Here is a 23,043-nt window from a genome sequence, read left to right as displayed (position 1 = left end):
AATGAATGCAATATTCAGCGGTGCGGGCCGGGTCGTTCGACCCGGCCCGCACCGCCGGGCAGTCGCCTACGCGGACAGTTCCACGCCGACGACCATCGGCTGCGTCGGCTCCTCGGAGCCGCCCGCCGGCTCATTGGTGACGCCGATGATCCGGGTGTCACCGACGCCGTCGACCAGCATCGTCTCCGAAGTCTCGCCGGGCGCCATGACCCCGGCGGAGACCTGACCGACGTCGTCGACCAGCCAGACCTGGTAGGAGCGCTGCTCGCTCACCTCGGCGAGGTCGGAGACGACCACCACCGCCTGGTCCAGCGAAGGCGAGTGGACGACGGTGACCCCGCCCCCGCCCTCGGCCTCCTGGAAGCCCACTTCGGCGTCGGATGCTTCGAGCACCGCCGCCAGCCGCTCACCGTCTCCGGTCTCGGATTCGACGTACTGCTGCATGGCCACCCACGTGATCGCGCCGCCGGCGAAGGCGATGAGGACGGCCGCGGCGGCCAGCACCAGGACCCGCCGCAGGTGTGGCGCCTCACGCCGGCGCGGCGCCGTGTCGTCCTCGCCGAGCGGCACGTCGTTCGTCTGCGCCGGAGGAGGCTCCTGACGGGTGCGCCGCGCCTCGGCCAAAACGCGTTCACGCATCTCCTGCGGCGGTTCGGTCACGGTCACATCGGACAGCCGCCAGACCGCCTCCCGCATCTCGGCCGCCTCCTGGGCGCATGCGGAGCACTCGGCGAGATGCCGTTCGACCAGGCCTCGCTCGTCCTCGTCGACCGCGTCGAGCGCGTAGGCGCCGATCAGGGTGTGGACGTCAGCGCTCATCTCGCCACCTCCAGGCAGTCGCGCAGCTTGACCAGGCCGTCGCGGATGCGGGACTTGACGGTCGGCACCGCCGTCTCCAACAGTGTCGCCACCTGCCGGTACGTGTGTCCGCCGTAGTAGGCGAGGGTGACCGCCTGACGCTGCAGTTCGGTCAGGGTCTTCAAGCAGCGTCGTACCTGGCGGTGCTCCATGCGGCTCGCGGCGGTCTCGGCGACCGAGTCGTATTCGGGCTCCGCGCAGCCGGAGGCGGCGCGCCGCTCGCGCTCGCCTGCGGCCTGGGCGGCGCGGACGCGGTCGACCGCTCGGCGGTGGGCGATGGTGCACACCCAGGCACTCGCTGAACCGCGGCGCTCGTCGAATCGAGTGGCGGTGCGCCACACCTCGATGAGCACTTCCTGCGCCACCTCCTCGGCCTGCGCGGGATCTCGCAGAACCCGCAGGCACAGGCCGTAGACGCGCGCGGCCATCAGGTCGTAGAGCCGCGCGAACGCCTCCTCCTCGCCGAGCGAGGTCCGGTGCAGCAGCCGCTCGGCGGTATCGGCTTCGGAGCCGTCGACCGCCACCAGGTGCGGCTCCTCCCGGCGGCGAGCCCCGCCGCCCTTCTCAAGCATCATCGCGCTCCCGCAGGTAGATGTGGGTTCTCACTAGTAGTTCGAAGCCGAGGGCGGAGCGGATGGGTCAGACCGGGCGGCCTCTCCGATCGGCGAGGATCGACGTGGCCCATCGGCGCTCCCCAGACCGGACCGAGAACGAGCGATACCAATACCTCTCATCTGAAGGAACGTAGCTGAACACCACCTTCCTGTCAGCTACGAGCATTGCTTTCTCCTGACGGTTGCCGGCGTTCCGAGCTGCTCGAATACGCCGAGTGGACAGAACTTGGAGCAAGACGCCGAAGCTCGGCGAGCAAGGGAGGGAACCCAGCAGTACCTGAACACAGACGCACTACCGCTCTCAGGAGCTCGACTGAGCTCGTGGCTCGCTTGGCAATTTCATGTAGCGAATGACAATGAGGTTTTCCCTGAAACTCAAGCGCACGTTGAGTAACAATTTCAAGTCGGCGTGGGCGTTCGATGTGGAAGCACGCGAGACAGGCGCGGGCGATGGTGCCGATTCGCCAGGGGTTCAGTCCGACCTTGTCGAGGCATCCGAACCGGACTTTGAGGTCGGCGTTCGCCTCTCGCGGTCGACAGGCAGGAAGGCGGTGCATGCGACACTCATGGACAAGAAAACCTCTTGGTGGACAGCTGAAGTCGTAGCAGCTGCAGCTTCTATCAAGAGGTTTCCTCGTCTCCCAGCGAATGCGACTCTCGCTGAACGCGACACTTGGAGTCGCGCGCTTCAGGCCGCGTACTCGGGTCGCCCGCCGGGCCGGTAGGTCTGGGTCGTGATGCCGTTCGGGAAGACCCGCGAGCCGACCAGTTCAAGGGCGGTGTCCGGGCCGTTGTCGGGGAAGAGCCGCCCGCCCTGGCCGACGACCACAGGGTAGGTGACGAGGATGATCTGGTCGACCAGGTGGTTCTCGAGCAGCCAGCGGACCAGGTTGCCGCTGCCGTGCACCTGCACCTCGCCCGCCGCCTCGGCCTTCAGCTCGCCGATGGCCACGGCGAGGTCGCCGGAGAGCACGGTCGTGTCCGCCCATTGCGGGTCGATGAGCGTGGTCGAGGCGACGTACTTGGGCTTTGAGTTCAATGCCCGCCCGATCGGGTTGTCGCCCTGGTTCGCCCCCCAGGAGCCGGTTCCCCAGGAGCCGGCGAAGATCTTGTAGGTCCGCCGGCCGAACAGGAACGCGTCGGCGCGCCCGAATACCTGACCCAGGAACGCCTCGACCTCGCCGTCGAACAGTGGCAGGGCCCACCCACCACGCTCGAATCCGCCCCTACGGTCCTCGTCCGACCCGCCGAGCCCTTGCATCACGCCGTCGACGGAGATGTGCGTAACGGTCGTCAGTTTCATGATCGTGGTTCCTTGTCTGTCTCGTTGGTTGGGCTGTCATTCGGGAACGCCGCATCGTGTGCGCTGGTCATGACGACTGCTCGGCGAGGGTGCGGCAGAAGGCATTGCCCATGCGCGCGGCTCGGTCTGCCGATCGGAAAGCCGGACTGTGCCCTGTTCGGGGCAGGTACGGCCGCGATGGGATGGTCGCGCGGATGGCCTCACGCGTGTCTGCTGGGCCGGTACGTGAGTTCTTGCGTGTGGTCGTCGAGCGTCCGGTGCTCGATCAGTTCGAGATCGAAGTCGGCCCCGCCCTCGAAGATCCGGTCGGCCCCGGTCTGGCCGGTGATCACCGGGAAGTACGTCACCTGAACGCGGTCGACGAGCCCCGCGGCCATCAGTGCCCGGTTCAGTGACAGGCTGCCGTGCGAGCGCAACGGCACCTCGGATTCCTCCTTGAGCCGGGCGACGACGTCGACGGCGTCACCGGCTGCGACGGTCGCGTCCGGCCAGTCGAGCGGTTCCCGCAGCGTTGCGGACACGATCGTTGCGGGCAGGTCCCTCATCCGCGTGACCCACGGATCACGGGTCTCGGAGTCCGCGCTGCTCGCTGCCAGCATTTGCGCGTGCGCCCGATACGTGTTGGCCCCGAAAACCATCCGCTGGTCGGTGTCGTAGAGGGCGAGGCGGTGTGCGAGCAGCTCGGGGCCCTGCTTGCCCCAGTAGCCGCCCCAGTCGCCGGTGTGGGCGCCGAAGCCGTCGAGGCTGGAGAAGACGTCCGAGGTGTAGATTGCGGTCATGATGCGCTCCCTAAGTGCGGTAGATCGGACACGGAGCGATGCCGTTCGGATGGCAAATGCATTTCACCCCTAGGTCGATCGGCCCGGGCCCGAATCGACACCGCTCTCCGAGATTCTTCGAGACTTTGCCGGTGGAGGTAGTCGGCGACAGCGCCGACCACCTCCACGCTGTCGGCAATCGACACGACGAAGCCGTCGGGTGCGCTTCGATCCAGCGCCGGACCGCCTCCGCGGAGGCGAAGAAGTGGCCGGCCGCGCAGATGTCGTCGCGGATCCGCGAGGTGTCGTCCGGCGTCACCTCCGAGACCGTTGCCCCGACACGCCGCCTCGCGGCAACGATCACCACTTGGGCTAGCGCCGCACCGGGTACCGCAGGTGGAGGGCCCGCTTGCCCTCGACGACGCTCGGGTCCTCCAGGAGCAGATGCCCCCGGTTCAGCTTGGCGAAGTACGGGATGCCCTCGCCGAACAGCACCGGCACGAGACTCACGCACACTTCGTCGACCAGGCCCAGGTCGAGGGCCTGCTGCGTGACGCTCGCGCTGGCGATCGTGACATCCTTGCCGTCGGCGAGCTGCTTCGCGCGCTCGATCGCGGCCCCGACTCCCTCGACGAAGGTCGTGTTCGGCCACTTCTCGGCGGCGTCCTCCGGCGAGCGGTGAGTGACCACGACGACGGGCGCACCAACCGGGTGCTTGTCGCCCCACCCGTCGGCGATGTCGAACAGGCGGCGGCCCGAGACGAGCGCGCCGCAGGTCCCGGCCAGGCTCCCCAGCTCCTCGGCGCTGGCGTCGTCCACCTCGAACGAGACGTCCTCGTTCGGGGTCGACATGCCCACCTCGCCGGCCTCGTACCAGTCGAACAGCTCCCCGACCTGGTCGTCAGGCTGCGCGACGTAGCCGTCCAGAGACATCGTCATGTGGCTCAGGACCTTGCTCATGGTGGCTCCAATCCTTGGTGAGCGCCGACGGTCACCGACGCTGCCAATTACGACGAGCCCCAGTCCCGATATTCATCGCCAAGCTCGCCTCATCCGAACAGGCGGAACGGCGGCTCTGGACGGGAGTTGTGGGTGATGGCCAGGATTGGGAGAGCTCATTCAGGTTCTTCCTTGAACGCGTGACTGTCGAGGCGTTCAAGGGCGCGGCCGATCGTGGCCCGCGAGGCGGCGCCCTCTACGTCCGACCTGGCATCGCACTCGAGCCGCTGATCTACGGCGGCGGGCGAGAAGGCGGACTGCGCGCCGGGACCGAGAACGTCGCCTACGTGGTCGCCTTCGGTGAAGCCGCACGGATTGCACACGAGACTCGGCCCGATGAAGCCTCCCGGATCAGTTCGCTTCGCGATCGCCTCCACCAGCTCTTGCATCAGGGACTACCTGGCCTGGCTGCTACGCCAGTCTTCGCCGCCGCCACCGGCTCGTCCTGCTTCGGCTATCCCTCGGACGCTGACCACCGCCGACGAGATCGACACCGCCGCCGATGCGCTCACCCGGGTGGCCACCGCCGCCACATGCTGATCAGTCCTGAGTGCGAGCGGCGTCGATGACGCCTTCCACGGTGCGGCGGATACGCACTGCGACGAGGTCGGGGTCGGGTTGTCCGGCGTCGAGCCAGGCCATGACCGCACCGATCGCGGTGGTCGCGGCCATCTGCGAGGCCCACCGGGCCCAGGCCGGGTCCTCGACTACCTCGGCCAGGTACCGGTGGGCGGCCTCGGTCATGTTGGCGCGGAAGCGGAGCATCTCGGCCGCGAACTCGGGCTCGCGCCCGGCCCGGTCGAACAGCAGCCGGAACCCGTCCGGATCCTGTGCGGCGGCCCGGATCAGGCCGTCGATGCTGCCCTGCGTGTACTCGCCCTCGCCGGTTTCGGCGTAGAGCCGCTCGCACACCCGGTCGAGCACTTCCTGATACAGCTCGGCCTTGGAATCGAAATGCCGGTAGAGGATCGCCCGGCTGATCCCGGCGGCCGCGGCGATGTCGTCGAGACCAGTCGCGGTGTATCCGGCGCGGGAGAACGCGCTCGTCGCCGCGTCCAAGATCTGCTCGCGCCGCTCGGCGCGCTTGAGCCGCCTCACCGGCGCCGCCGCCTCGGTCTCGCCTGCCATCACGCCTCCAGTGGTTCGGTGCACTCGAGTCTAGTGCTCTCGTATGTATACTTTGAGATGTACTTAATGAAGTTTACACACGAGAGGTGGTCCCATGAATCCCATCGTCGAGGTGCACAACCTGCGCAAACGATTCGGCAAGGAAGTGCAGGCGCTCGATGGCGTCGACCTGGTCATCCCCGCCGGCGGGGTGTGCGCCTTGCTCGGACCCAACGGCGCGGGCAAGACCACCCTCATCCGCATCCTCGCCACCCTCCTTGGGCCGGACTCGGGCACCGTCCGCGTCGCCGGTATCGACGTCGCCGCCGATCCATCGGCTGTGCGAGCCAAGATCGGCCTTGCCGGGCAGTATGCGGCCGTCGACGACTACCTGACCGGTGCCGAGAACCTTGAGATGGTCGGTCGCCTCTACGGCCTGCCTTCCCGTGAAGCGAAGCGCCGCAGCACCGAGATCCTCGACCAGTTCGGCCTCGCCGGGGCCGCCGGACGCTACACCAAGACCTATTCGGGCGGCATGAGGCGCCGCCTCGACCTCGCCGCCTCTCTGGTCGGGCGCCCGGATCTGCTCATCCTCGACGAACCCACCACCGGCATCGACCCCGGCAACCGCCGTGAAGTCTGGGACATGGTCGCCCGACTCGTCGCCGACGGCACCACCGTCCTGCTCACCACCCAGTACCTCGAAGAGGCCGACCGGCTCGCCGAGCGCGTCGCCGTCATCGACCACGGCCGCATCATCTCCGAAGGCACCGGCGACGAACTCAAACACCGCATCGGAGGCACCGTCATCGAACTCGAACTGCCGGAGTCCGACCGGAGCGAAGCCCTCGACGTCCTCGAAGCGGCCACACTCGACGGCGACGGCCTGCTTCTGCCCGCCCCGGGCGGCTACGCCGACCTGCGCGTCGCACTCGACGCGCTCGACGCCCGCGACATCCACCCCACCGCAGTCGCCCTGCGCCAGCCCACCCTGGACGACGTCTTCCTCGAACTCACCGCAGACCGCCCGGCCGCTACCCGGGTCGAGAGCTGAAGGAGCGCAACATGACCACCATTGCCGCACCCACTCGCCCGACCTCGAGCCGCCTGTTCACCGACACCGCCGTCATCGCCCGCCGCAACCTGCGGCACACCCTGAGAATCCCAGGCGTCCTGCCGCTCTCAGCGGTCATGCCGGTCATCTTCATCCTCATGTTCACCTACGTCTTCGGCGGCGCCGTCACCACCTCGCTCCCGCCCGGCGCCGAAGACGCCTACGTCAACTGGCTCGTCCCCGGCCTCATCGCCCAGTTCGCTCTCTTCTCCGGCGCCAACACCGCCGCCGGCATGGCCGACGACCTCCAGAAAGGCTCGGTCGACCGCTTCCGATCCCTTCCCATGGCCCGCCTCGCCGTCCCCGCCGGACGCACCATCGCCGACCTCGTCCGCGCCGTCTTCACCATCCTGGTGATGCTCGGCGTCGGCGCCCTCATCGACTTCCGCTGGCAGACCAGCGCACTCAAGGTTCTGGCCGCAGTCGGCGTGGCGCTCGCCTTCGCCTTCAGCATCGCGTGGATGATGGTCACCGTCGGCCTGCTCATCCGCTCCGCCGAAGCCGTCCAAGCCGCCGTCTACATGCTCGTCTTCCCACTCGGGTTCACCAGCGCCGTCTTCGTCCCCGTCGAGACCATGCCCGACTGGCTCCAGACCTTCGCCGCCCACCAACCGGTCACCGTCGTCGCCAACGCCATGCGCGGCCTCATGCTCGGCCCCGACGCCCTCCCAAACGGCCACACCGTCACCGGCGACATCCTCTGGACCCTCGCCTGGTCAGCCGGACTGGTCCTCCTCTTCGCCCCACTCGCCACCCGCGCCTACAAACGCGCCTGATCGAAAGCTGTGTAGATACGCCCGCATAACCCTTATCTGCGTCGAATGCTACACTAAATGCTCGTATACCGCTGCAAGGCAAAAAGAGGGATTATCAACGCGATAATCTCTTATGTCCGCTTCGGTGGAGCTGGCAACGGTCTACTTGAACCCATCACCCCAGGTCAAAGGCCACACCATCCAGCTCCCTGTCCTTTTCAGCCTCCCCACCCGAAATCTCGACCCCTGTCCGGCACCCCTCCAGTCCAAACCCCGGTCATCGAACGGAAGGCCCTGGGCCCTTGGCCGCTGCCTCACCAGCACATATCGCGCCGCCATCGTGAGCGAGTACCAGGCAGGCGCACTCCAGAAGACACTCGCGCAGAAGTACGGCATCAGCCTCTCCAGCGTCAAACGCTGGTCCGTGGAGTGCGTGGATAACTGCGCCGCCTCGAGGACGCAAGACGCCGTTCGCCCGATCAGGAAACCGACACGGCAGGTGAGAGGCGGATCTGATGGGGAGCGAGACTCTGCAGAGTGCGAGTCGGGGCAACATGGCCGGGTTCGAGATTTTGGGTGAGTGGGAGATCGGTACCGGGAGCTCCCTTTCGCTCAAGGCTCGCGAGAACACCGAATATGCCTCGATCTGGTTGAGCCACGATGGAAAACCGGTTCGGATCGGCTGCGCGCTCCATGCGAACGGTGTCGTCCGTCGGGTTTCATGGGAGCCGCCGTGGGCCGAGCAGACCGATGCCTGGAAGGTCCAGCAGCAGGGCTACATCGCGGCGCTGATCGCGGCCTGGCACGCCGACCAGTCGCGGAGCACTGACGCTCCGACGCTTCCGGCGAGCGTGATCGGCACCTTCGATGTGTGGGGATTCCGGTTCGCCGTCGAGCCGACCACCGCGCCTGAACATGTGATTCTCAGCATCATCAACGTTGAAGGCGGCCTGACTCCGGTGGCCGACCTTCTTCACGAGGACGGCCTCATCTGCGGACTCGCCGTCCGACCGGGCTGGAGGGGCACGCCCGACGACCGCAGGCGCGTATGGAGGCGCGAGGCCGAAGCCATCCTGATCCGCGCGGCCGACCTCGGCCGCCTCTGAAGCCAGTTTCCCTTCAGCGGGGCCGCCGGGTGGGCGGCGGCCCCGCTCCCTACCTCTGGAGACCGCCATGACCGTCGAGACCACCGCGCTCGCGCGCCGATCGAGCTTCTTCACCCGCATCGCCGAGACGTTCGCCCCCGAGGCACCGGTCGCAGTCATCGCGATCACGCATCTGCTCACCGAGCGGCCTGCCTTCATCGATGCCATCGCCGGCCTCGGCGAACTCGCCGCTCTCCTGCCCAAGCCGAAAAGCCTCGACCAGGCCACGCTGGGCGAGATCGCCACCCGCTACCAGGTAGACCAGCTCACCCGCGAACAGTTCGCCGACCCCGAAACCGCCCTCGCCTACATGGAGAAGCGGGCCGCGGGCCGCCCGGTGGTCCTGCTCGACGTCGGCGGTTACTTCGCCCCGGTCCTCGGCCACCTGTGCGAGCACTTCTCCGGGCAGATCGTCGGGGTCGTAGAGGACACCGAGAACGGCCACCAGCGCTATCTCACCTTCAAGGAACCGCCTTGCCCGGTGTACTCGGTGGCGCGTTCACCACTGAAGCAGCCCGAGGACTACCTCGTGGGCCAGTCCTGCGCGTTCAGCGCCGAAGCGCTCATGCGCGCCGTCGGTGACTTGCCGATCGGGCGGCCGGTCGCCGTGATCGGGTACGGCAAGCTCGGCCGGGCCACCGCTGCAACCCTCCACGTGAAAGGCTCGGTCGTCCGGATCTTCGACACCGACCCCGTCCGGGCCGCGCAGGCCCTCGCGGCCGGATACGTCGTGGCCGCCTCGGGCGCTGAAGCCATCGCCGGGGCGGGGCTGGTGCTGTGCGCGACGGGCAACCACGCCCTCGGATTCGATGACTTCGCAAAGCTCGCCAACGGCGCCCACATCGCGACCGTCACCAGCTCCGAGGACGAACTCGACCTCTCCGGGCTCACGGACTTCTACAGCGAGGTGGCCGTGGCCGAGCATGTCACCCGGTACGAGACGATCGGGCACTACTTCTACCTCCACAACGGCGGTAACGCCGTCAATTTCATTCACGGCGCGGTCGTCGGCCCGTTCATCCACCTCGTCCAAGCTGAGATCCTCGCCGCCGCCGCGCGCCTTGCCGACGGGACGGTCCCGGCCGGACACCATGAAATGACCACCGCCGACCGCCAGCAGATCGCCGCCATCTGGCTCGACTACTACAGGAGCAACGCATGATCGAAAACCACGACATCGCCAAGACCGTCGAGGACTACCTCAACCGCCACCCCGGCGACAAACCCGGCCTCGGCCCGCTCTTGGACGCGCTCGACGGCCCCGACCCAATCGCCACACGCGCACGCCTCGCCGGGCACGTCACCTGCGGCACCGTCGTCCTCAATGAAGACGGCAAAGTCCTCCACATCTGGCACCGCGCCCTCGACCGCCTGCTGCTGCCCGGCGGTCACACCGAACCCGACGACACTTCCCTGACCGAAGCGGCCGTCCGCGAGGTCGCCGAAGAAACCGGACTCCACCCTCACCACCTCACCCCGAGCGGGGACGGCCCCCTCCACATCGACGTCCACCGCATCCCCGACTTCCCGGCCAAACGCAAGCCCGAACACTGGCACGCAGACTTCCGCTACGCGTTCACCTACACCGGCGAAGCCAGCCTTGCCCTCCAAGACGAAGAAGTCACCGACACCGTATGGGTCCCGGTCGACGAAATCGCCGATCGGACCCTCCGTGACCGAGCCGACCAAGCCGCCCTCTCACTCCAGCGGTAGACGCCGATCGGAGCGCATTGCGAAACCCGCACAGTCCCGCACAGCGATCGTTGTGGAGGACTGTCAGGGTGGCTGCGCCGCGCAAGCCTCGACTCGGCGGTGTTTTCGAGCGACACTCGCGTTCCGTGGAAGTAGCCGCATCAGCCGCTTCCGTTGATCACGGGGAAGGAGCCCGAGACGATTCACCGGATATCGATGTGTGCGAGGCGATGCCGCGGACGGAGCGGCACCGCCCTTCAGCGTGTGAATATCGCGGCCCGCCGGGCTGAATGGGGTCATGGAGGAAACCGGCGCGGGCGGCTGCAACGTTGGCCCTTGTCGGACCCGAGGCGGCTGTATGAGTCACTCAATGACGAGGACCGGCGGGCGTTGAACGCGATCTGCTTCACTCGGCTCCACGTCGACACCGACGCCCACCAGCAGCCCCGGATCAGCCAGGGCGCGACCACCGCCAGTATCGCGCCGCTGGTGGCGTTCCGGAACCAGGAACAGCGAAACGGCACCAGCCTGATGGCCGATGCCGTTCTTCCTATGGGTCAGAGTTCAAGGTCAGACCTTGTGGTGGAGCTTAGGGGATTCGAACCCCTGACCTTTTCCATGCCATGGAAACGCGCTACCAACTGCGCCAAAGCCCCTCAGGTTTGCTCTCAGGCTTTATACCTTCGAACCGGGACTAGTTTACACAGCCTCGCGGCGGCCCCCCAGCCAGGGGCTGGAGACTCCGGTCACGCCGGTGAGCCCGGGTTTCGGGTGATCGGGGGCCGTGACGGCCGCCGTTTAAACCGTGGGCGCCGGTGGGATCCTGTGGGACGGTGGGCCTGATGGCGGCTGAACGGAACACGGGAGGTTATGGGTGATTCCTCATCATGTGGTGGACGGATCCGGCGGGGCCGTGGTGCTCATCGGGTCGCTGGGGGCCACGCTCGACATGTGGGAGCCGCAGGTCGGGCCGTTGAGCCAACGGTTCCGGGTGGTGCGGTTCGACACTCGAGGGCACGGGGGAAGCTCGACGATCGGGGCCGGGGAGTGGTCGGTCGACGACTTCGCCGACGATGTGGCCGAGCTGCTCGACTTCGTCGGGGCCGAGCGGGCGCACCTGGTCGGGATCTCGCTGGGCGGGGCGATCGCGATGAACACGGCCCTGCGGCACCCCGATCGGGTGCGGCGGATGGTGCTCATGAGCACGGCGCCGAAGCTGGGAACCGCCGAGTCGTGGCATGAGCGGGCCGCGAAGGTTCGCGCCGAGGGCTGCGGGGCCATCGCCGACGGGGCCATGGAGCGGTGGTTCACCGCCGATTTCCGCGACCACTGGCCCGACGTCGTCGCGGACTTCCGGGAGCGGTTCGCCGGCTGCGACCCGGAGGGATACGCGGTCTGCTGCGAGGCGCTCGCCCGGTTCGACCTGCGCGGTCGCCTCGGCGGCATCGACGCCGAGACGCTCGCCTTGTACGGGACTCTGGACGAGGTCACCACCGGGGACGATGCCCAGGCGATCGTCTCGGAGCTCGACCGGGGCGAGGTGGTCGCCGTCGAGGGCGCCAAGCACTTGATCTCCACCGAGCAGGCCGGGTTCGTCAACCGGGTCCTGCTCGACTTCCTCCCGGAGTGACCGCCCCGATAGTCTGGGGTGCATGCAGGAGTGGACACCGGCGGACCCCGGTCGCCGATGACCGCCGCGTTCCTCACCGGGCTGGCCCTCGGCCTGGCCCTCATCATTCCGATCGGCGCGCAGAACGTCTTCGTGTTCAGCCAGGGAGTCGGCCTCGGCATGCCGCGGGCCCTTTGGGCCGTCGTCGGCGCCGGTGCTTGCGACACGCTGCTCATCGTGCTGGGAGCGGCCGGGACGTCGGCGCTGCTGCACTCGGTGCCCGGACTGCGGCCCGTGATGCTCGCGGCCGGCGCGGTGTTCCTGGTCTACTTGGGGATCCGGTCGCTGGGGGCCGTCCCCGGGGAGATCGACGATGAGACCGGCTCCTGGTCCAGAGCCCGGGTGCTGCGGCGGACCGCCGCGGTGTCGCTGCTCAATCCGCACGCCATTTTGGACACCGTCGGCGTCCTCGGAGCGGCCATCGCCGCGCAGGCCGCCGCGACCCGTGGCGTCTTCGCGGTCGGAGCGGTCACCGCTTCGTGGCTGTGGTTCCTGCTGCTGGCGGGAGCGGCGGCCACCATGCGGGGCTTTCTGACCAGGGAGCGACGGGTCTGGTTCGATCGGCTCTCGGGGGCGATCCTGCTGGTCTTCGCCGCCTGGCTGGCCTACGAGTTCACGCTAGAAATTCGCGCAGCAGTGCGGTGAACTCGGCCGGACGCTCCAGCGGCGCTGCGTGGCCGGTGTCGGGAAGGTCGACGCGCCGAGCGTCCGGGATCCCGGTGTCCTTGCCGCTCAGCAGGTCGGAGACCGCCTGGATCTCCGGCACGTCCTCGAGCCCGTTGACCACGAGCGCCGGGACCCGGATCCGGCCGAGGAGCCGCTCGGCGGGCATCTCGGGTACGCGTTCGTGCCTCGGCGGTTCGGTCCACGTGCGCCGCAACTGGTCGCGGAACATCGACACCGCGCGCTCCCATGCCGACGCGGGCAGGTCGTGCTCGGTGCGTGCCGGACCGGCGACCATCCACCTGATGTGGGCCTCGGCGAAGGCGTCGAGGTCGCGTTCGAGCTCGGGGACGGTGGTGCCGTTGCCCTTGCGGTACTCGGCCAGCCGTTCGGGCGGGACGGTGCTGTGCACCCGTTCGCGGGCCTGTTGGACGAAACTGGACGGCCACTCGTGTCCGACGATGCCGGAGGACACCAGCACCAGGCCGCTGACGCGGCCCGGAGCGGCCAGCGCGGCGTCGAGGGCGTGCCCGCCGCCCATCGAGTTCCCGACCAGCACCGCCTGATCGACCTCCAGCGCCTCCATGAGCGCCAACAGGTCGCGGTGGTGCGAGTAGGCGCCCTCGCCGCTGCCGGATTCGCCGTGGCCGCGGCCGTCGTAGCGGATGACTCGGTGGTCGGCGGCGAGGTCTTCGAATTGGTCGTCCCACATGCGGCGGTCGGCGAGCGCGCCGTGGATCAGGATCACCGCGGGACCGTCGCCGGCTTCGTCGTAGCCGATCTCGATGCCGTTGCAGAGGGCGTGCGCCATGGCTCGACGCTATCCTGGCCCGGCTTGGGCCACAATGAATTTCGCTGGCGGTGTAATCGGTTCAGTCCCAGTTCAGGCCGGGCGCGTAGCGGCGGGGGCGGAGTTTGGCCACCAGTTGGGCCGCGACGTCGAAGAGCCGACCGGTCGATCCGGGCGGTCCGACCAGCTGCACGGTCGCCGGCACGCCGTCGCCGCGCATGCCGACCGGGACCACGAGCGCGGGGAGGCCGGCGAGGCCGAACGGCGCGGTGAACGCGGCGGCCGAGGCCAGGTGGGTCACGTTCGAGCGCAGCGTCTGGGTCGACCAGGAGTCGGCGGCCGGAGGCGGTCCGGGCAGGCCGGGGGTGATGAGCAGGTCGAAGCCGGCCATGTCGAACCAGTCTTCGAGGTGCCGGCGCACCCGGTTGCCGTCGCCGAGGACGCCGCCGAAGAGGCCGCGCTGGTAGGTCTTCTCGCCGACGCCGGCGAGGCGGCGGGTGCGGCGCTGGAGGCCGTCGGGTCCGCATCGGAGGCTGCGCAGGTAGGCGGCGCACGACCAGGCCCCGGAGGAGGCCGCGGTGAGGCGGGTGCCGAATTTGGGGCGGGACCGGTGCGTGTCGTGGCCGAGGTCGGTGAGGCAGCGCACGGCTTGGAGGAGGGATTTGGTGGCCTCGTCGTCGACGCGGGCGGGCAGCGCTGCGGTGTTGGACGCGGCGATGCGCAGCCGCCCCGGGTCGCCGGTCGGGCGGGGGGAGCGGTGGGTGAGGGCGGCGTAGGCCAGCGCGGCGTCGTCGACGGTGGTGGCCAGGACGCCGACGTGGCCGTTGAGCCAGTGTTCGGGGTCGCCGTTGATGTCGGCGGGCACGTGTTCGGGGCTGTAGGCGACGATGCCGCAGGCCGCGGCGGCGGTGCGGACGCCGCCGGCAGAGCCCGCGCCGTCGAGGCCGATGCCGATGGGGGCCCCGCCGGTGGCGACGGCGAGGGCGGCGCCGCCGCTGGGGCCGCCGACGCCGCGGTCGGGCCGCCAGGGGTTGGCCGGGACGTTGCCGTCGTCGTCGGTGGCGGGCCACAGGCCGAGTTCGGAGGAGCGGCCGAAGCCGACCACGACCGCTCCGGCGCCGCGGATGCGCTGGACGGCGCGGTGGTCGGTTTCGGCGATGGGCAGGACGGTCGCGTTGGAGCCGAGTCGGGGGGCGTGCCCGGCGACCGGGAGTTGTTCGCAGACGGCGACGGGGACTCCGGCGGCCGGGAGGGCGGAGCGGTCGTCGATCTGGTCGACGGCGGCGGCTTCGGCGAGTGCTTCGACTTTGCGGACGCAGGTGAGGGCGTCGTCGGCCTCACGGTGGTCTTCGATGTGGCGCAGATGGTGGTCGACGACGACTGCGGCGTCGGCGTCGCCTCGTCGCACCGCCTTGGCGATCTGCTGCGCGGTGGTTCCCGACCAGCTCACGACTCGTCCTTTCGTTGCAGTGGGGTGCGGTTGCCGGGGTCGGTCATCCTTCGAGGGCCCGTCGCAGGTCGGCCAGGATGTCGTCGAGGTCTTCGATGCCGACGGAGAGCCGGACCAGGTCGGCGGGCACTTCGAGTGCGGAGCCGGCGGCCGAGGCGTGGGTCATGCGGCCGGGGTGCTCGATGAGTGATTCGACGCCGCCGAGCGATTCGCCGAGGGTGAAGACCTCGGTGCGGTCGCAGGCGGCGACGGCGGCTGCTTCGCCGCCTTTGTGGCGGAAGGAGATCATGCCGCCGAAGCGGCGCATCTGCTTGCCGGCGACGTCGTGTCCGGGGTGGGAGGGGAGGCCGGGGTAGTGGACTTCGGCGACTGCGTCGTGTCCGAGGAGGTATTCGGCGACGGCTTCGGCGTTGTCGCAGTGGCGGTCCATGCGGGCGGCGAGGGTCTTGACGCCGCGGAGGGTGAGCCAGGAGTCGAAGGGGCCGGCGACGGCTCCCATCGAGTTGTGATGGAAGGCGATCTGGTCGGCCAGGGTGTCGTCGTCGACGACGATCGCGCCGCCGACGACGTCGGAGTGGCCGCCGAGGTATTTGGTGGTGGAGTGGACGACCGCGTCGGCGCCGAGGGCGAGCGGCTGCTGCAGGTAGGGGCTGGCGAAGGTGTTGTCGACGACCAGGAGCGCGCCGTGGTCGTGGGCGAGTTCGGCGAGCGCGGCGATGTCGGCGATGTTGAGCAGCGGGTTGGTGGGGGTCTCGGCCCAGATGACGCGGGTGTGCTCGTTCATCGCCCGGCCGATGGCGTCGAGGTCGGTGATGGCTTCGGCGGTGTAGCGCAGGCCCCAGCGGGAGGTGACCTTGTCGAAGAGGCGGAAGGTGCCGCCGTAGGCGTCGTTGGGGATGACGACGTGGTCGCCGGGTTCGAGGAGGGCGCGCAGGAGGGTGTCTTCGGCGGCGAGTCCGGAGGCGAAGGCGAAGCCGTGGGCGCCGCCTTCGAGGGAGGCCAGGCAGGTCTCCAGGGCGGTGCGGGTGGGGTTGCCCGAGCGCGAGTATTCGTAGCCGCCGCGCAGGCCGCCGACGCCGTCCTGTTTGTAGGTGGAGGTGGCGTAGATCGGCGGGACGACCGCGCCGGTGGTCGGGTCCGGCTCCTGGCCGGCGTGGATCGCGCGTGTGGAGAATCCGTGGCCCTCGTGCATGCCTCATACGCTAGCCGACGTTGATAGGCGTGGCCATGCATCACCACGCTATGGTGCAGTCAACACGTACCTTCTTCATTTAGGGATCGCCTCATGGGCTTCGACGAAGTACATAAGATGGACATCACCGGCGACGGCCACGACGAGACGGTCGGCGTGCGGCGCAACGAGGACGGCTCTGTCGAGTACCACGTGGACATCGACGACGACGGCGTCGCCGACATGAAGGCCGTCGATGAGGACGGCGACGGCGTGATCGACAACGTCCTGCTGGACCACGACGGCGACGGCCAGTACGACGCCGCGGCGGTCGACTCCTCCGGCGACGGCGAACTCGACACCATGGTCGAGAAGCAGTAGACCCCCACCCCGATCAGACTCCGTCGGCGGCCGCGCTTCGCGCGCGGCCGCCGACGTCGCTTTCAGGCCCGGGCGCGCTCGGCGTCGGAGCGCTCGATGCAGAACTCGTTGCCTTCGGGGTCGGCCAGGACGACCCAGCCTTTGCCGTCGTCGGTGCGGTGGTCGGCCACGAGCGTGGCGCCGACCCCGAGGAGCCGCTCGACCTCCGCGTCCCGCGTCGTGTCGGGCCCCAGGTCCAGGTGGAGCCGGTTCTTGACGCTCTTGGGTTCGGGGACGTTGACGAACAGCAGCGCGAGCGAGCCGTCGGGCGCGGCGATGAGGTTCTCGTCGTGCTCGGGCGCGTTCGGGTCGTCGGCGTCCTCGGTGAAACCGGTGACCTGCTCCCAGAACTTCGACAGTTGGTAGGAGTCGCGGCAGTCGAACGTGAGGTGGCGAATCTTGGAGACCATGCACAGACGTTAACGTGCCGGGCCGGGACTGGGCGAACGTTATCGGCACGTGACAGACTTGGCCGATGGCCACTAAGACGCATCCGGTTCTGAAACATCCCATCGAAGGCCCCGCTCCGGCCTCCTCGGAGATCGCCTACTTCGCGATGGGCTGCTTCTGGGGCGCCGAGCGGTTGTTCTGGCAGACGCCGGGGGTGTGGACGACCTCGGTCGGCTACATGGGCGGGGACACCGAGAACCCGACCTACGAGCAGGTCTGCACGGGTATGACCGGGCACGCCGAGACCGTCAGAGTCGTGTTCGACCCCGAGCAGGTCGGCTACGACACGCTGCTGAAGGTGTTCTTCGAGAACCACGACCCGACGCAGGGCATGCGGCAGGGCAACGACGTCGGCTCGCAGTACCGCTCGGCGATCTTCACCACCACGCCCGAGCAGCGCGAGGCCGCCGAGGCGACGAAGAATGCCTTCGAGCCGACCGTGCGCGAGGCGGGGCTGGGGCCGATCACCACCGCGATCGTCCCGGCGGGCCCTTACTGGCTCGCCGAGGACTACCACCAGCAGTATCTCTTCCACAACCCGAACGGCTACTGCAACCACGGGCCCAACGGGCTCTCGTGCCCGGTGGGGGTCGTGCCCGCGCAGACCGACGTGGAACCGACGCGCGAGCGGTAAGGCCTCAGGCCGGCGGGTAAGGGGCCTGAGGGCCGCCGGGCCGGGAAGTAAGGCCCTGAGGGGGCGTTTCGACGCGATGTGCTGATGCGGCCGGGGCCGCCTCAGCCGAAGACTTGGTGTCGCAAGGGAAGAACGACACCAAGGGAATCATCGTGAACGACTTCGAACTCCACTACATGCACCGCTCCCGCTCGCGCGAGCTCATCGCCGAGGCCGAGCAGGAGCGCCGCGTCAACCAGGCCCGCAAGGCCCGTGCGGGGCACCGCCGCGAAGGGATCGTGGCGCGTGCCGCCAAGGTATTGCGCCGCAAGGAAAGAGGACCTGCCGGCACCGCCCGGCGAGTACAGCTCGCGAAATAAAGACCGCGGGAATGTCGTGAGGTCATGTCATGATTAGGGACATGCCGCGCCTCGGTTCCGACCTCCCGCTCTTCGCCCGCGAGGGCGAGCTGGCGACGCTGCGCGACGCCTTGCAGCAGGCCCGCCTCGGACAGCCCGCCGCGGTCATCCTCTCCGGCGACGCCGGCGTGGGCAAATCGCGGCTGCTGCACGAATTCAACGCCAACGCCGGTGACGGTGTCATCACCGTCACCGGCCACTGCCTCGACACGGCCGACTCCGCGCTCCCCTACCTGCCGTTCGCCGAAGCCCTCGGCGCGCTCGCGCGGCTCCGCCCCGAACTGGTCTCGCGCCACCCCGGCCTCCAGCCCCTCCTGCCCGGCCGCCCCGAAGGCGCCGAAGGCGAACTCGGCCGCCTCGGACTGTTCGAGGCCGTCCACGCGGCGCTGGCCGACCTCGCCGCCGAGCAGCCGGTCGTCCTGGCCGTCGAAGACCTCCACTGGTCCGACCGCTCCAGCCGCGACCTGCTCGCTTTCCTCTCCTCCCGGCTGACCGACCAGCACCTGCTCATCGTCGGCACCTACCGGGCGGACGCGCTGCACCGCAGCCACCCCCTGCGCCCGCTCCTGGCCGAACTGGTGCGGCTGCCGGCGGTCCAGCGCCTCCACCTCGCCCCGTTCGACGTCCAGCGGACCATGCACTTCGTGCGCGAGCTCAACAGCGGCCTCGACGAGATGACCATCGCCAAGATCGCCGCCGCCTGCGAAGGCAACGCGTTCCTCGCCGAAGAACTGGCCGCCGCCGAGACCCACACGGTCACCTTCGAACTCGCCGAAGTCCTCCTCTCCCGCCTCGAGCGCCTGCCCGAGGCCGCCCAGCAGGTCCTGCGCCTCGCCTCGGTCATGGGCCGGCTGTTCACCTACCAGCGGCTCAACTCCGCGGTCTGGTCACTGCTCGACGAGACCGGCATCAAATCCGAGCGCGAACTCGACCAGGCGCTGCGAGCGGCGATCTCCCACGGCGTCATCGTGCAGAAGAGCCCCGACACCTACGCCTTCCGCCACGCGCTGCTCGGCGAGGCCGTCTACACCGACCTGCTGCCGGGCGAACGCAGCCGCTACCACCAGCGCATCGCCGAGTCCCTCGCCGAGGACTCCCGCAAGGGCGCGGCCGCCGAACTGGCCCACCACGCCTACGAGTCCGGCGACCTGCCGACGGCGCTGGCCGCCTCCGTGCAGGCCGCCGCCGAAGCCGACGAGCTGGCCGCCCCCGCCGAGGCCCTCCTCCACCTCGAGCGGGCACTGTCGCTGTTCGACCGCGTTCCCGAGCCCGAACGCCCCGAAGGAGTCACCGAACTGCGCCTGACGCTGAAGGCCGCCGGCCAGGCCGAGGCCTCCGGCGAGATCAAGCGCGCCCTGTCCTACTCCAGCGCCGCCGTCGCGCTGGCCGACCGGTCCGGCGACCGGCGGCAGGCCGCCGCCTGCCGCCGCAAATACGCCAAGCACCTGCTGGTCGTGGAAGGCACCGAAGAAGAGGCCCACCGGGTCTCCTGCGAGGCGTGGGAGCTGGTCAAGGACGACGACCCGCACCCGACCAAGGCCTGGACGCAGGCGATCATGGCCCGCACCTGCCTGGGAATCCGCGACTTCGGCTCCGGCGCGACGTGGGCCGAGGAGGCCATCGCCACCGCCGACGCGATCGACGGCGCCGGACCCCACCTCGCCGCCAAAGCCGACGCGCTCATCTCCGCCGGCGCCACCGCCTTCCGCCAAGGCGGCGACCTCGAGACCGCGCTGCCCCGCCTCGAACAGGCCCTGCGTCTGTTGCGCGGCTCCGGCTGGCACGAGGTGGAACTGCGCGCGCACTTCACCGTCGGCCTGTTCTACGTCGAGAACGCCCGGATCGCCGAGGCGCTGACGCACTTCGACCGCGGCATGGCCCTCGCCCGCGAGACCGGCTACAAGTGGAGCGCCTTCGGCATCGAGACCGCCGTCCGGCAGGTCATCTGCAACTACATGCTCGGCGACTGGGACCGCGCCGAGGCCGCCGCCGAGATGGCCTCCAGCGTCGTTCCCGGCCTGGTCATGACCAGGCTCGCCGCGGCCGCGCTGCTGATCGACTCGGCACGCGGACGCTTCGAGGTCGCCGACCGGCGCCTGGCCTATCTCGCGGACCGCTGGCAGCTCGACGGCCAGGTCCTGGCGCTGGCCGGGCTCTGCGGCACCGAGCTCGAGCGCTGGCGCGGACGGGCCGACCGCGGCGTCGAGGTCGCCGAACGCACCGCCGACCGGATGGAGACCATGGTCGGCTACCACCTGGCCGGAGTGTCGGTGGTCGTCGCCGGGGTCGGCGCCGCCGCCGACTTGGCCCAGCGCGCCCGCCGCGACGGCGATCTGGACGCGGCCAAGGAGGCGGTCGCCGCCGGTGAGCGCCTGGCCCGCCGGGCCCGGTTCTTCCTCGAGCACGGCCGTCCGCTGTCGGGCACGCTCGGCCCCGAGGGGCAGGCGTGGGTCGCCCAGCTGGAGGCGGAGCTGTCGCGCCTGGACGGCGTCGGCGACGCCGACCTGTGGCGGCGGGTCTACGAGGCGTTCTCGTACGGCGAGTCGTACCGCCAGGCGTGCGCGCAGTGGCGTCTGGCCGAGGCGCTGCTGGCGCACAACACCCCCGAGGCCCGCATCGAGGCCGCCGCGCAGATCGCCGAGGCCAAGACCGCCGCCGCCGCGCTCGGCGCGCGACCACTGCTGGCCGAGCTGTGCGCGCTCTCGGAGCGGGCGCGCCTCGACGTGGTCAAACCGACGCGCACCCCGCTGACCCCGCGCGAGCTGGGAGTGCTGCGGCTCGTGGCCGCCGGGATGACGAACCGGCAGATCGGCTCGGAGCTGTACATCTCCGAGAAGACCGTGAGCGTGCACCTCTCGCGGGCCATGGCCAAGCTCGAGGTCGGCAACCGCGCCGAAGCGGTCAACGCCGCCCACCTGCGCGGCTACCTCGCCGAGGCCTGAGGCCCGCTACCGGCGTCGCACCGGAGGGCCGCGCCTCATCCTCTGGTGGTACGCCGATTGACGTCCGTCGCCCGATGCCGCCCGCGGCATCGCGCGACCAGTATTGCGCTCATGAAACGGCGCAAGGCATTGCAGTGGACCCTCATCGGTGTCGGCGGGGGCGCGGGGGCGCTCGTCCTCGGGGGCGGCGGCACCATCGCCTACCTCTACACCAGCCGCAAGATCGACACCGTCGGCGAGGTCGACTTCGACACGCCGCTGGCCGTCCCACCGCTGGCCCGGTCCGCCGTCGACTCCTCCGGAACACGCGTGTTCGACCTGGAGATCCGGCCCGGAGAGCGCCAGTTCAAGGCCGGCCGCGCCACCGAGACGTGGGGGATCAACGGCGACTTCCTCGGACCGACGATCCGAGCCGCCCGCGGTGAGGCCGTGGCCTTCGCGATCCGCAACTCGCTCGACGAGGAGACGTCGATCCACTGGCACGGCATGCACCTGCCGGCCGTCATGGACGGCGGGCCGCACCAGGCCGTCGCGCCCGGGGACGTGTGGGCGCCGCAGTGGACGGTCGACCAGCCGGCGGCGACGCTCTGGTACCACCCGCACCCGCACGGACAGACCGGCCGGCACGTCTACCGGGGCCTGGCCGGCATGTTCATCGTCGACGACGACGAGGCGGACGAGCTGAACCTCCCGTCCGAGTACGGCGTCGACGACCTGCCGTTCATCGTCCAGGACCGGAAGTTCGACGACGGCAACCAGTTCGACGAGTCCGCATCGTTCATGAGCAGCCAAGGCGTCCTGGGCGATCAGATCCTCGTCAACGGGACCCTGGGGCCGTACGTCGAGGTGACGACCCGGCTGGTGCGGCTGCGGCTGCTCAACGGCTCCAACTCGCGCCTGTACAACTTCGGGTTCGGCGACGACCGGCCGTTCTCGCTCATCGCCACCGACGGCGGCCTGCTGCCGGAGGCCTGGGAGACCGACCGGCTGCAGCTGTCCCCGGGCGAGCGGGCCGAAATCGTGGTGGCCTTCGAACCGGGCGAGACGGTCGACCTGCGCTCCTACCCGGCCGAGTTCGGCTACACCGGGCCGCTGGCGCGGTTCAACGGCGGCGACGACCGGTTCGACCTCTGCCGGTTCCGCGCCGCGGCGTCACTGGCCGACGAGACGGAGATTCCCCGGGCGATGGGCGCCGCGCCCGACGTCGACACCGACCAGATCGCTCAGGAGCGGTCGTTCCGGCTCTCGGGATTCAACTCCATCAACGGCGAGCAGATGGACATGGACCGCATCGACTTCGGCGCCCGCGTCGACACCACCGAAGTGTGGGAGGTGTCGAACGCTGACGGCTACCTGCACAACTTCCACGTCCACGACGTGCAGTTCCAGGTGCTCACGGTCGACGGCGACGACCCGCCGCCGCATCTGCGCGGCTGGAAGGACACCGTGCAGCTGGTCCCGCAGGAGCGGTACCGGCTGGCGATGCGCTTCACCGACTACACCGACCCGAACCTGCCGTACATGTACCACTGCCACATCCTGCTGCACGAGGACGCGGGGATGATGGGCCAGTTCGTGGTGCTCGGCGAGGGCGAGGAGATCGGCGCGGTCCCGGCCTCCGGCGCCGCGCACGACCACGCATGAATCCTATAGGATATTATATCCTATATTCTATAGGTTGTGGGGCGCTGGAACGGTGCTCGAGCGAGCACCGTTCCAGCGCCCACCGCTCAGAGGGTGTAAGTGGCGATGAGCTGCGAGAGCATGCGGATGTCGACCTGGCCCCGGAACTCGAAGCGGACCTTCCCCAGACCGCTGAACCACAGGTCGAGCTCGGCGTCGAGGTCGAAGCGCCCGGCGGTCTCGACCGAGAAAGCCTGGATCTTGCTGTAGGGCAAGGACGTGAAGTCCTTCTTCTTGCCGGTCATGCCCTGCACGTTGACGGCGATGACGCGCTTGTCGGTGAAGAGCACGTAGTCGCGGATGCCTTTGAAGGCTGACACCGGCCGCTCGCCCTGCACCAGCAGCGGCTGGATTTCGCCGACGATGCCGGCCGGGTCGACCTGCTGCAGCTTGACGAGGGAACCGTTCTGAAAATCGATCATCAACGC

The 23,043-nt window shown here is 69.3% G+C and carries 24 protein-coding genes and 1 tRNA gene; 12 read left to right on the top strand and 13 right to left on the bottom strand.

All coding sequences use genetic code 11. The annotated features are described in order from the left end of the window. Window positions 1-66 precede the first annotated feature (66 nt). The 7 genes from ACYVL2_RS03385 to ACYVL2_RS03355 all read right to left on the bottom strand — a co-directional run bounded on the left by ACYVL2_RS03385 (window position 67) and on the right by ACYVL2_RS03355 (window position 5,660). Window positions 67-819, bottom strand: a complete 753-nt coding sequence (locus ACYVL2_RS03385; protein ID WP_460540181.1) for an anti-sigma factor — start codon at window positions 817-819, stop codon at window positions 67-69. After that, window positions 816-1,430, bottom strand: coding sequence for an ECF RNA polymerase sigma factor SigK (gene sigK, locus ACYVL2_RS03380; RefSeq protein ID WP_460540211.1), 615 nt, complete (start codon window positions 1,428-1,430; stop codon window positions 816-818). The genes ACYVL2_RS03385 and sigK overlap by 4 nt, the downstream gene beginning before the upstream one ends. Before the next feature lie 730 nt (window positions 1,431-2,160). Next, window positions 2,161-2,775 (bottom strand): dihydrofolate reductase family protein, encoded by a 615-nt coding sequence (locus ACYVL2_RS03375; protein ID WP_460540179.1) that lies wholly within the window; start codon window positions 2,773-2,775, stop codon window positions 2,161-2,163. Between the two features lie 200 nt (window positions 2,776-2,975). Beyond that, window positions 2,976-3,554 (bottom strand): dihydrofolate reductase family protein, encoded by a 579-nt coding sequence (locus tag ACYVL2_RS03370; protein ID WP_460540177.1) that lies wholly within the window; start codon window positions 3,552-3,554, stop codon window positions 2,976-2,978. A 351-nt stretch (window positions 3,555-3,905) separates the two neighbouring features. Then, entirely contained in the window at window positions 3,906-4,493 is a 588-nt protein-coding gene (locus ACYVL2_RS03365; RefSeq protein ID WP_460540175.1) for a dihydrofolate reductase family protein, read from the bottom strand. Between the two features lie 155 nt (window positions 4,494-4,648). After that, on the bottom strand, window positions 4,649-4,921 hold the full coding sequence (locus tag ACYVL2_RS03360) for a hypothetical protein (RefSeq protein ID WP_460540173.1): 273 nt from the start codon (window positions 4,919-4,921) through the stop codon (window positions 4,649-4,651). A gap of 151 nt (window positions 4,922-5,072) precedes the next feature. Continuing rightward, window positions 5,073-5,660: a TetR/AcrR family transcriptional regulator gene (locus tag ACYVL2_RS03355; protein WP_460540171.1), complete on the bottom strand. Its 588-nt coding sequence runs from the start codon at window positions 5,658-5,660 to the stop codon at window positions 5,073-5,075. A gap of 94 nt (window positions 5,661-5,754) precedes the next feature. On the opposite strand from ACYVL2_RS03355, the gene ACYVL2_RS03350 reads away from it, so the two are divergent. The 5 genes from ACYVL2_RS03350 (at window position 5,755) to ACYVL2_RS03330 (ending at window position 10,366) form a co-directional block, all read left to right on the top strand. Further along, entirely contained in the window at window positions 5,755-6,693 is a 939-nt protein-coding gene (locus ACYVL2_RS03350) for a DrrA family ABC transporter ATP-binding protein (RefSeq protein ID WP_460540169.1), read from the top strand. A gap of 11 nt (window positions 6,694-6,704) precedes the next feature. After that, the gene (locus ACYVL2_RS03345; RefSeq protein ID WP_460540168.1) at window positions 6,705-7,529 is read left to right on the top strand and encodes an ABC transporter permease; all 825 of its coding nucleotides are present in this window, start codon (window positions 6,705-6,707) and stop codon (window positions 7,527-7,529) included. A gap of 533 nt (window positions 7,530-8,062) precedes the next feature. After that, on the top strand, window positions 8,063-8,614 hold the full coding sequence (locus tag ACYVL2_RS03340) for a hypothetical protein (protein WP_460540166.1): 552 nt from the start codon (window positions 8,063-8,065) through the stop codon (window positions 8,612-8,614). Between the two features lie 67 nt (window positions 8,615-8,681). Continuing rightward, on the top strand, window positions 8,682-9,815 hold the full coding sequence (locus ACYVL2_RS03335; RefSeq protein WP_460540164.1) for a Rossmann-fold NAD(P)-binding domain-containing protein: 1,134 nt from the start codon (window positions 8,682-8,684) through the stop codon (window positions 9,813-9,815). Next, a complete protein-coding gene (locus ACYVL2_RS03330) occupies window positions 9,812-10,366 on the top strand; it encodes an NUDIX hydrolase (RefSeq protein WP_460540162.1) in 555 nt (184 codons plus the stop codon). Before ACYVL2_RS03335 ends, ACYVL2_RS03330 begins: the two co-directional genes overlap by 4 nt. Window positions 10,367-10,925: 559 nt before the next feature. On the opposite strand, the gene ACYVL2_RS03325 is transcribed toward ACYVL2_RS03330, so the two are convergent. Then, window positions 10,926-11,001: transfer RNA gene (locus ACYVL2_RS03325), tRNA-Ala, on the bottom strand. A 236-nt stretch (window positions 11,002-11,237) separates the two neighbouring features. Here ACYVL2_RS03325 and ACYVL2_RS03320 point away from each other — a divergent pair. Beyond that, window positions 11,238-11,975, top strand: coding sequence for an alpha/beta fold hydrolase (locus ACYVL2_RS03320; protein ID WP_460540160.1), 738 nt, complete (start codon window positions 11,238-11,240; stop codon window positions 11,973-11,975). Window positions 11,976-11,993: 18 nt separating this feature from the next. Continuing rightward, window positions 11,994-12,659 (top strand): LysE/ArgO family amino acid transporter, encoded by a 666-nt coding sequence (locus ACYVL2_RS03315; RefSeq protein WP_460540158.1) that lies wholly within the window; start codon window positions 11,994-11,996, stop codon window positions 12,657-12,659. Here the strand turns inward: ACYVL2_RS03315 and ACYVL2_RS03310 are convergent. From ACYVL2_RS03310 to ACYVL2_RS03300, 3 genes are all read right to left on the bottom strand, one after another. Then, window positions 12,628-13,488, bottom strand: a complete 861-nt coding sequence (locus ACYVL2_RS03310) for an alpha/beta fold hydrolase (RefSeq protein WP_460540156.1) — start codon at window positions 13,486-13,488, stop codon at window positions 12,628-12,630. The genes ACYVL2_RS03315 and ACYVL2_RS03310 overlap by 32 nt on opposite strands. 61 nt (window positions 13,489-13,549) lie before the next feature. After that, complete coding sequence (locus ACYVL2_RS03305; RefSeq protein WP_460540154.1) at window positions 13,550-14,917, bottom strand: amidase; 1,368 nt, start codon at window positions 14,915-14,917, stop codon at window positions 13,550-13,552. Window positions 14,918-14,960: 43 nt separating this feature from the next. After that, window positions 14,961-16,109: a cystathionine gamma-synthase gene (locus ACYVL2_RS03300; RefSeq protein WP_460540152.1), complete on the bottom strand. Its 1,149-nt coding sequence runs from the start codon at window positions 16,107-16,109 to the stop codon at window positions 14,961-14,963. A gap of 93 nt (window positions 16,110-16,202) precedes the next feature. Here ACYVL2_RS03300 and ACYVL2_RS03295 point away from each other — a divergent pair, with 93 nt between their 5' ends. Next, the gene (locus ACYVL2_RS03295) at window positions 16,203-16,469 is read left to right on the top strand and encodes a hypothetical protein (RefSeq protein ID WP_460540150.1); all 267 of its coding nucleotides are present in this window, start codon (window positions 16,203-16,205) and stop codon (window positions 16,467-16,469) included. Between the two features lie 62 nt (window positions 16,470-16,531). Here the strand turns inward: ACYVL2_RS03295 and ACYVL2_RS03290 are convergent, their stop codons facing one another. Beyond that, window positions 16,532-16,918, bottom strand: a complete 387-nt coding sequence (locus ACYVL2_RS03290; protein ID WP_460540148.1) for a VOC family protein — start codon at window positions 16,916-16,918, stop codon at window positions 16,532-16,534. A 65-nt stretch (window positions 16,919-16,983) separates the two neighbouring features. Here ACYVL2_RS03290 and msrA point away from each other — a divergent pair, with 65 nt between their 5' ends. The 4 genes from msrA (at window position 16,984) to ACYVL2_RS03270 (ending at window position 22,576) form a co-directional block, all read left to right on the top strand. Beyond that, on the top strand, window positions 16,984-17,592 hold the full coding sequence (gene msrA / locus ACYVL2_RS03285; protein WP_460540146.1) for a peptide-methionine (S)-S-oxide reductase: 609 nt from the start codon (window positions 16,984-16,986) through the stop codon (window positions 17,590-17,592). Window positions 17,593-17,744: 152 nt separating this feature from the next. Then, a complete protein-coding gene (locus ACYVL2_RS03280; protein ID WP_460540143.1) occupies window positions 17,745-17,951 on the top strand; it encodes a hypothetical protein in 207 nt (68 codons plus the stop codon). Window positions 17,952-17,992: 41 nt separating this feature from the next. After that, window positions 17,993-20,932 (top strand): helix-turn-helix transcriptional regulator, encoded by a 2,940-nt coding sequence (locus ACYVL2_RS03275; RefSeq protein WP_460540140.1) that lies wholly within the window; start codon window positions 17,993-17,995, stop codon window positions 20,930-20,932. 111 nt (window positions 20,933-21,043) lie between these two features. Beyond that, window positions 21,044-22,576, top strand: coding sequence for a multicopper oxidase family protein (locus ACYVL2_RS03270; RefSeq protein ID WP_460540138.1), 1,533 nt, complete (start codon window positions 21,044-21,046; stop codon window positions 22,574-22,576). A gap of 86 nt (window positions 22,577-22,662) precedes the next feature. On the opposite strand, the gene ACYVL2_RS03265 is transcribed toward ACYVL2_RS03270, so the two are convergent. Further along, window positions 22,663-23,037 carry a PH domain-containing protein gene (locus ACYVL2_RS03265; RefSeq protein ID WP_460540136.1) on the bottom strand — a complete coding sequence of 125 codons (375 nt, stop codon included), beginning with the start codon at window positions 23,035-23,037 and terminating at the stop codon, window positions 22,663-22,665. Window positions 23,038-23,043: the final 6 nt, after the last annotated feature.

Source organism: Glycomyces halotolerans, from assembly GCF_054779575.1.
Note: the sequence above shows the minus strand (reverse complement) of the source record. Positions and strands in the feature narration are given on the sequence as shown.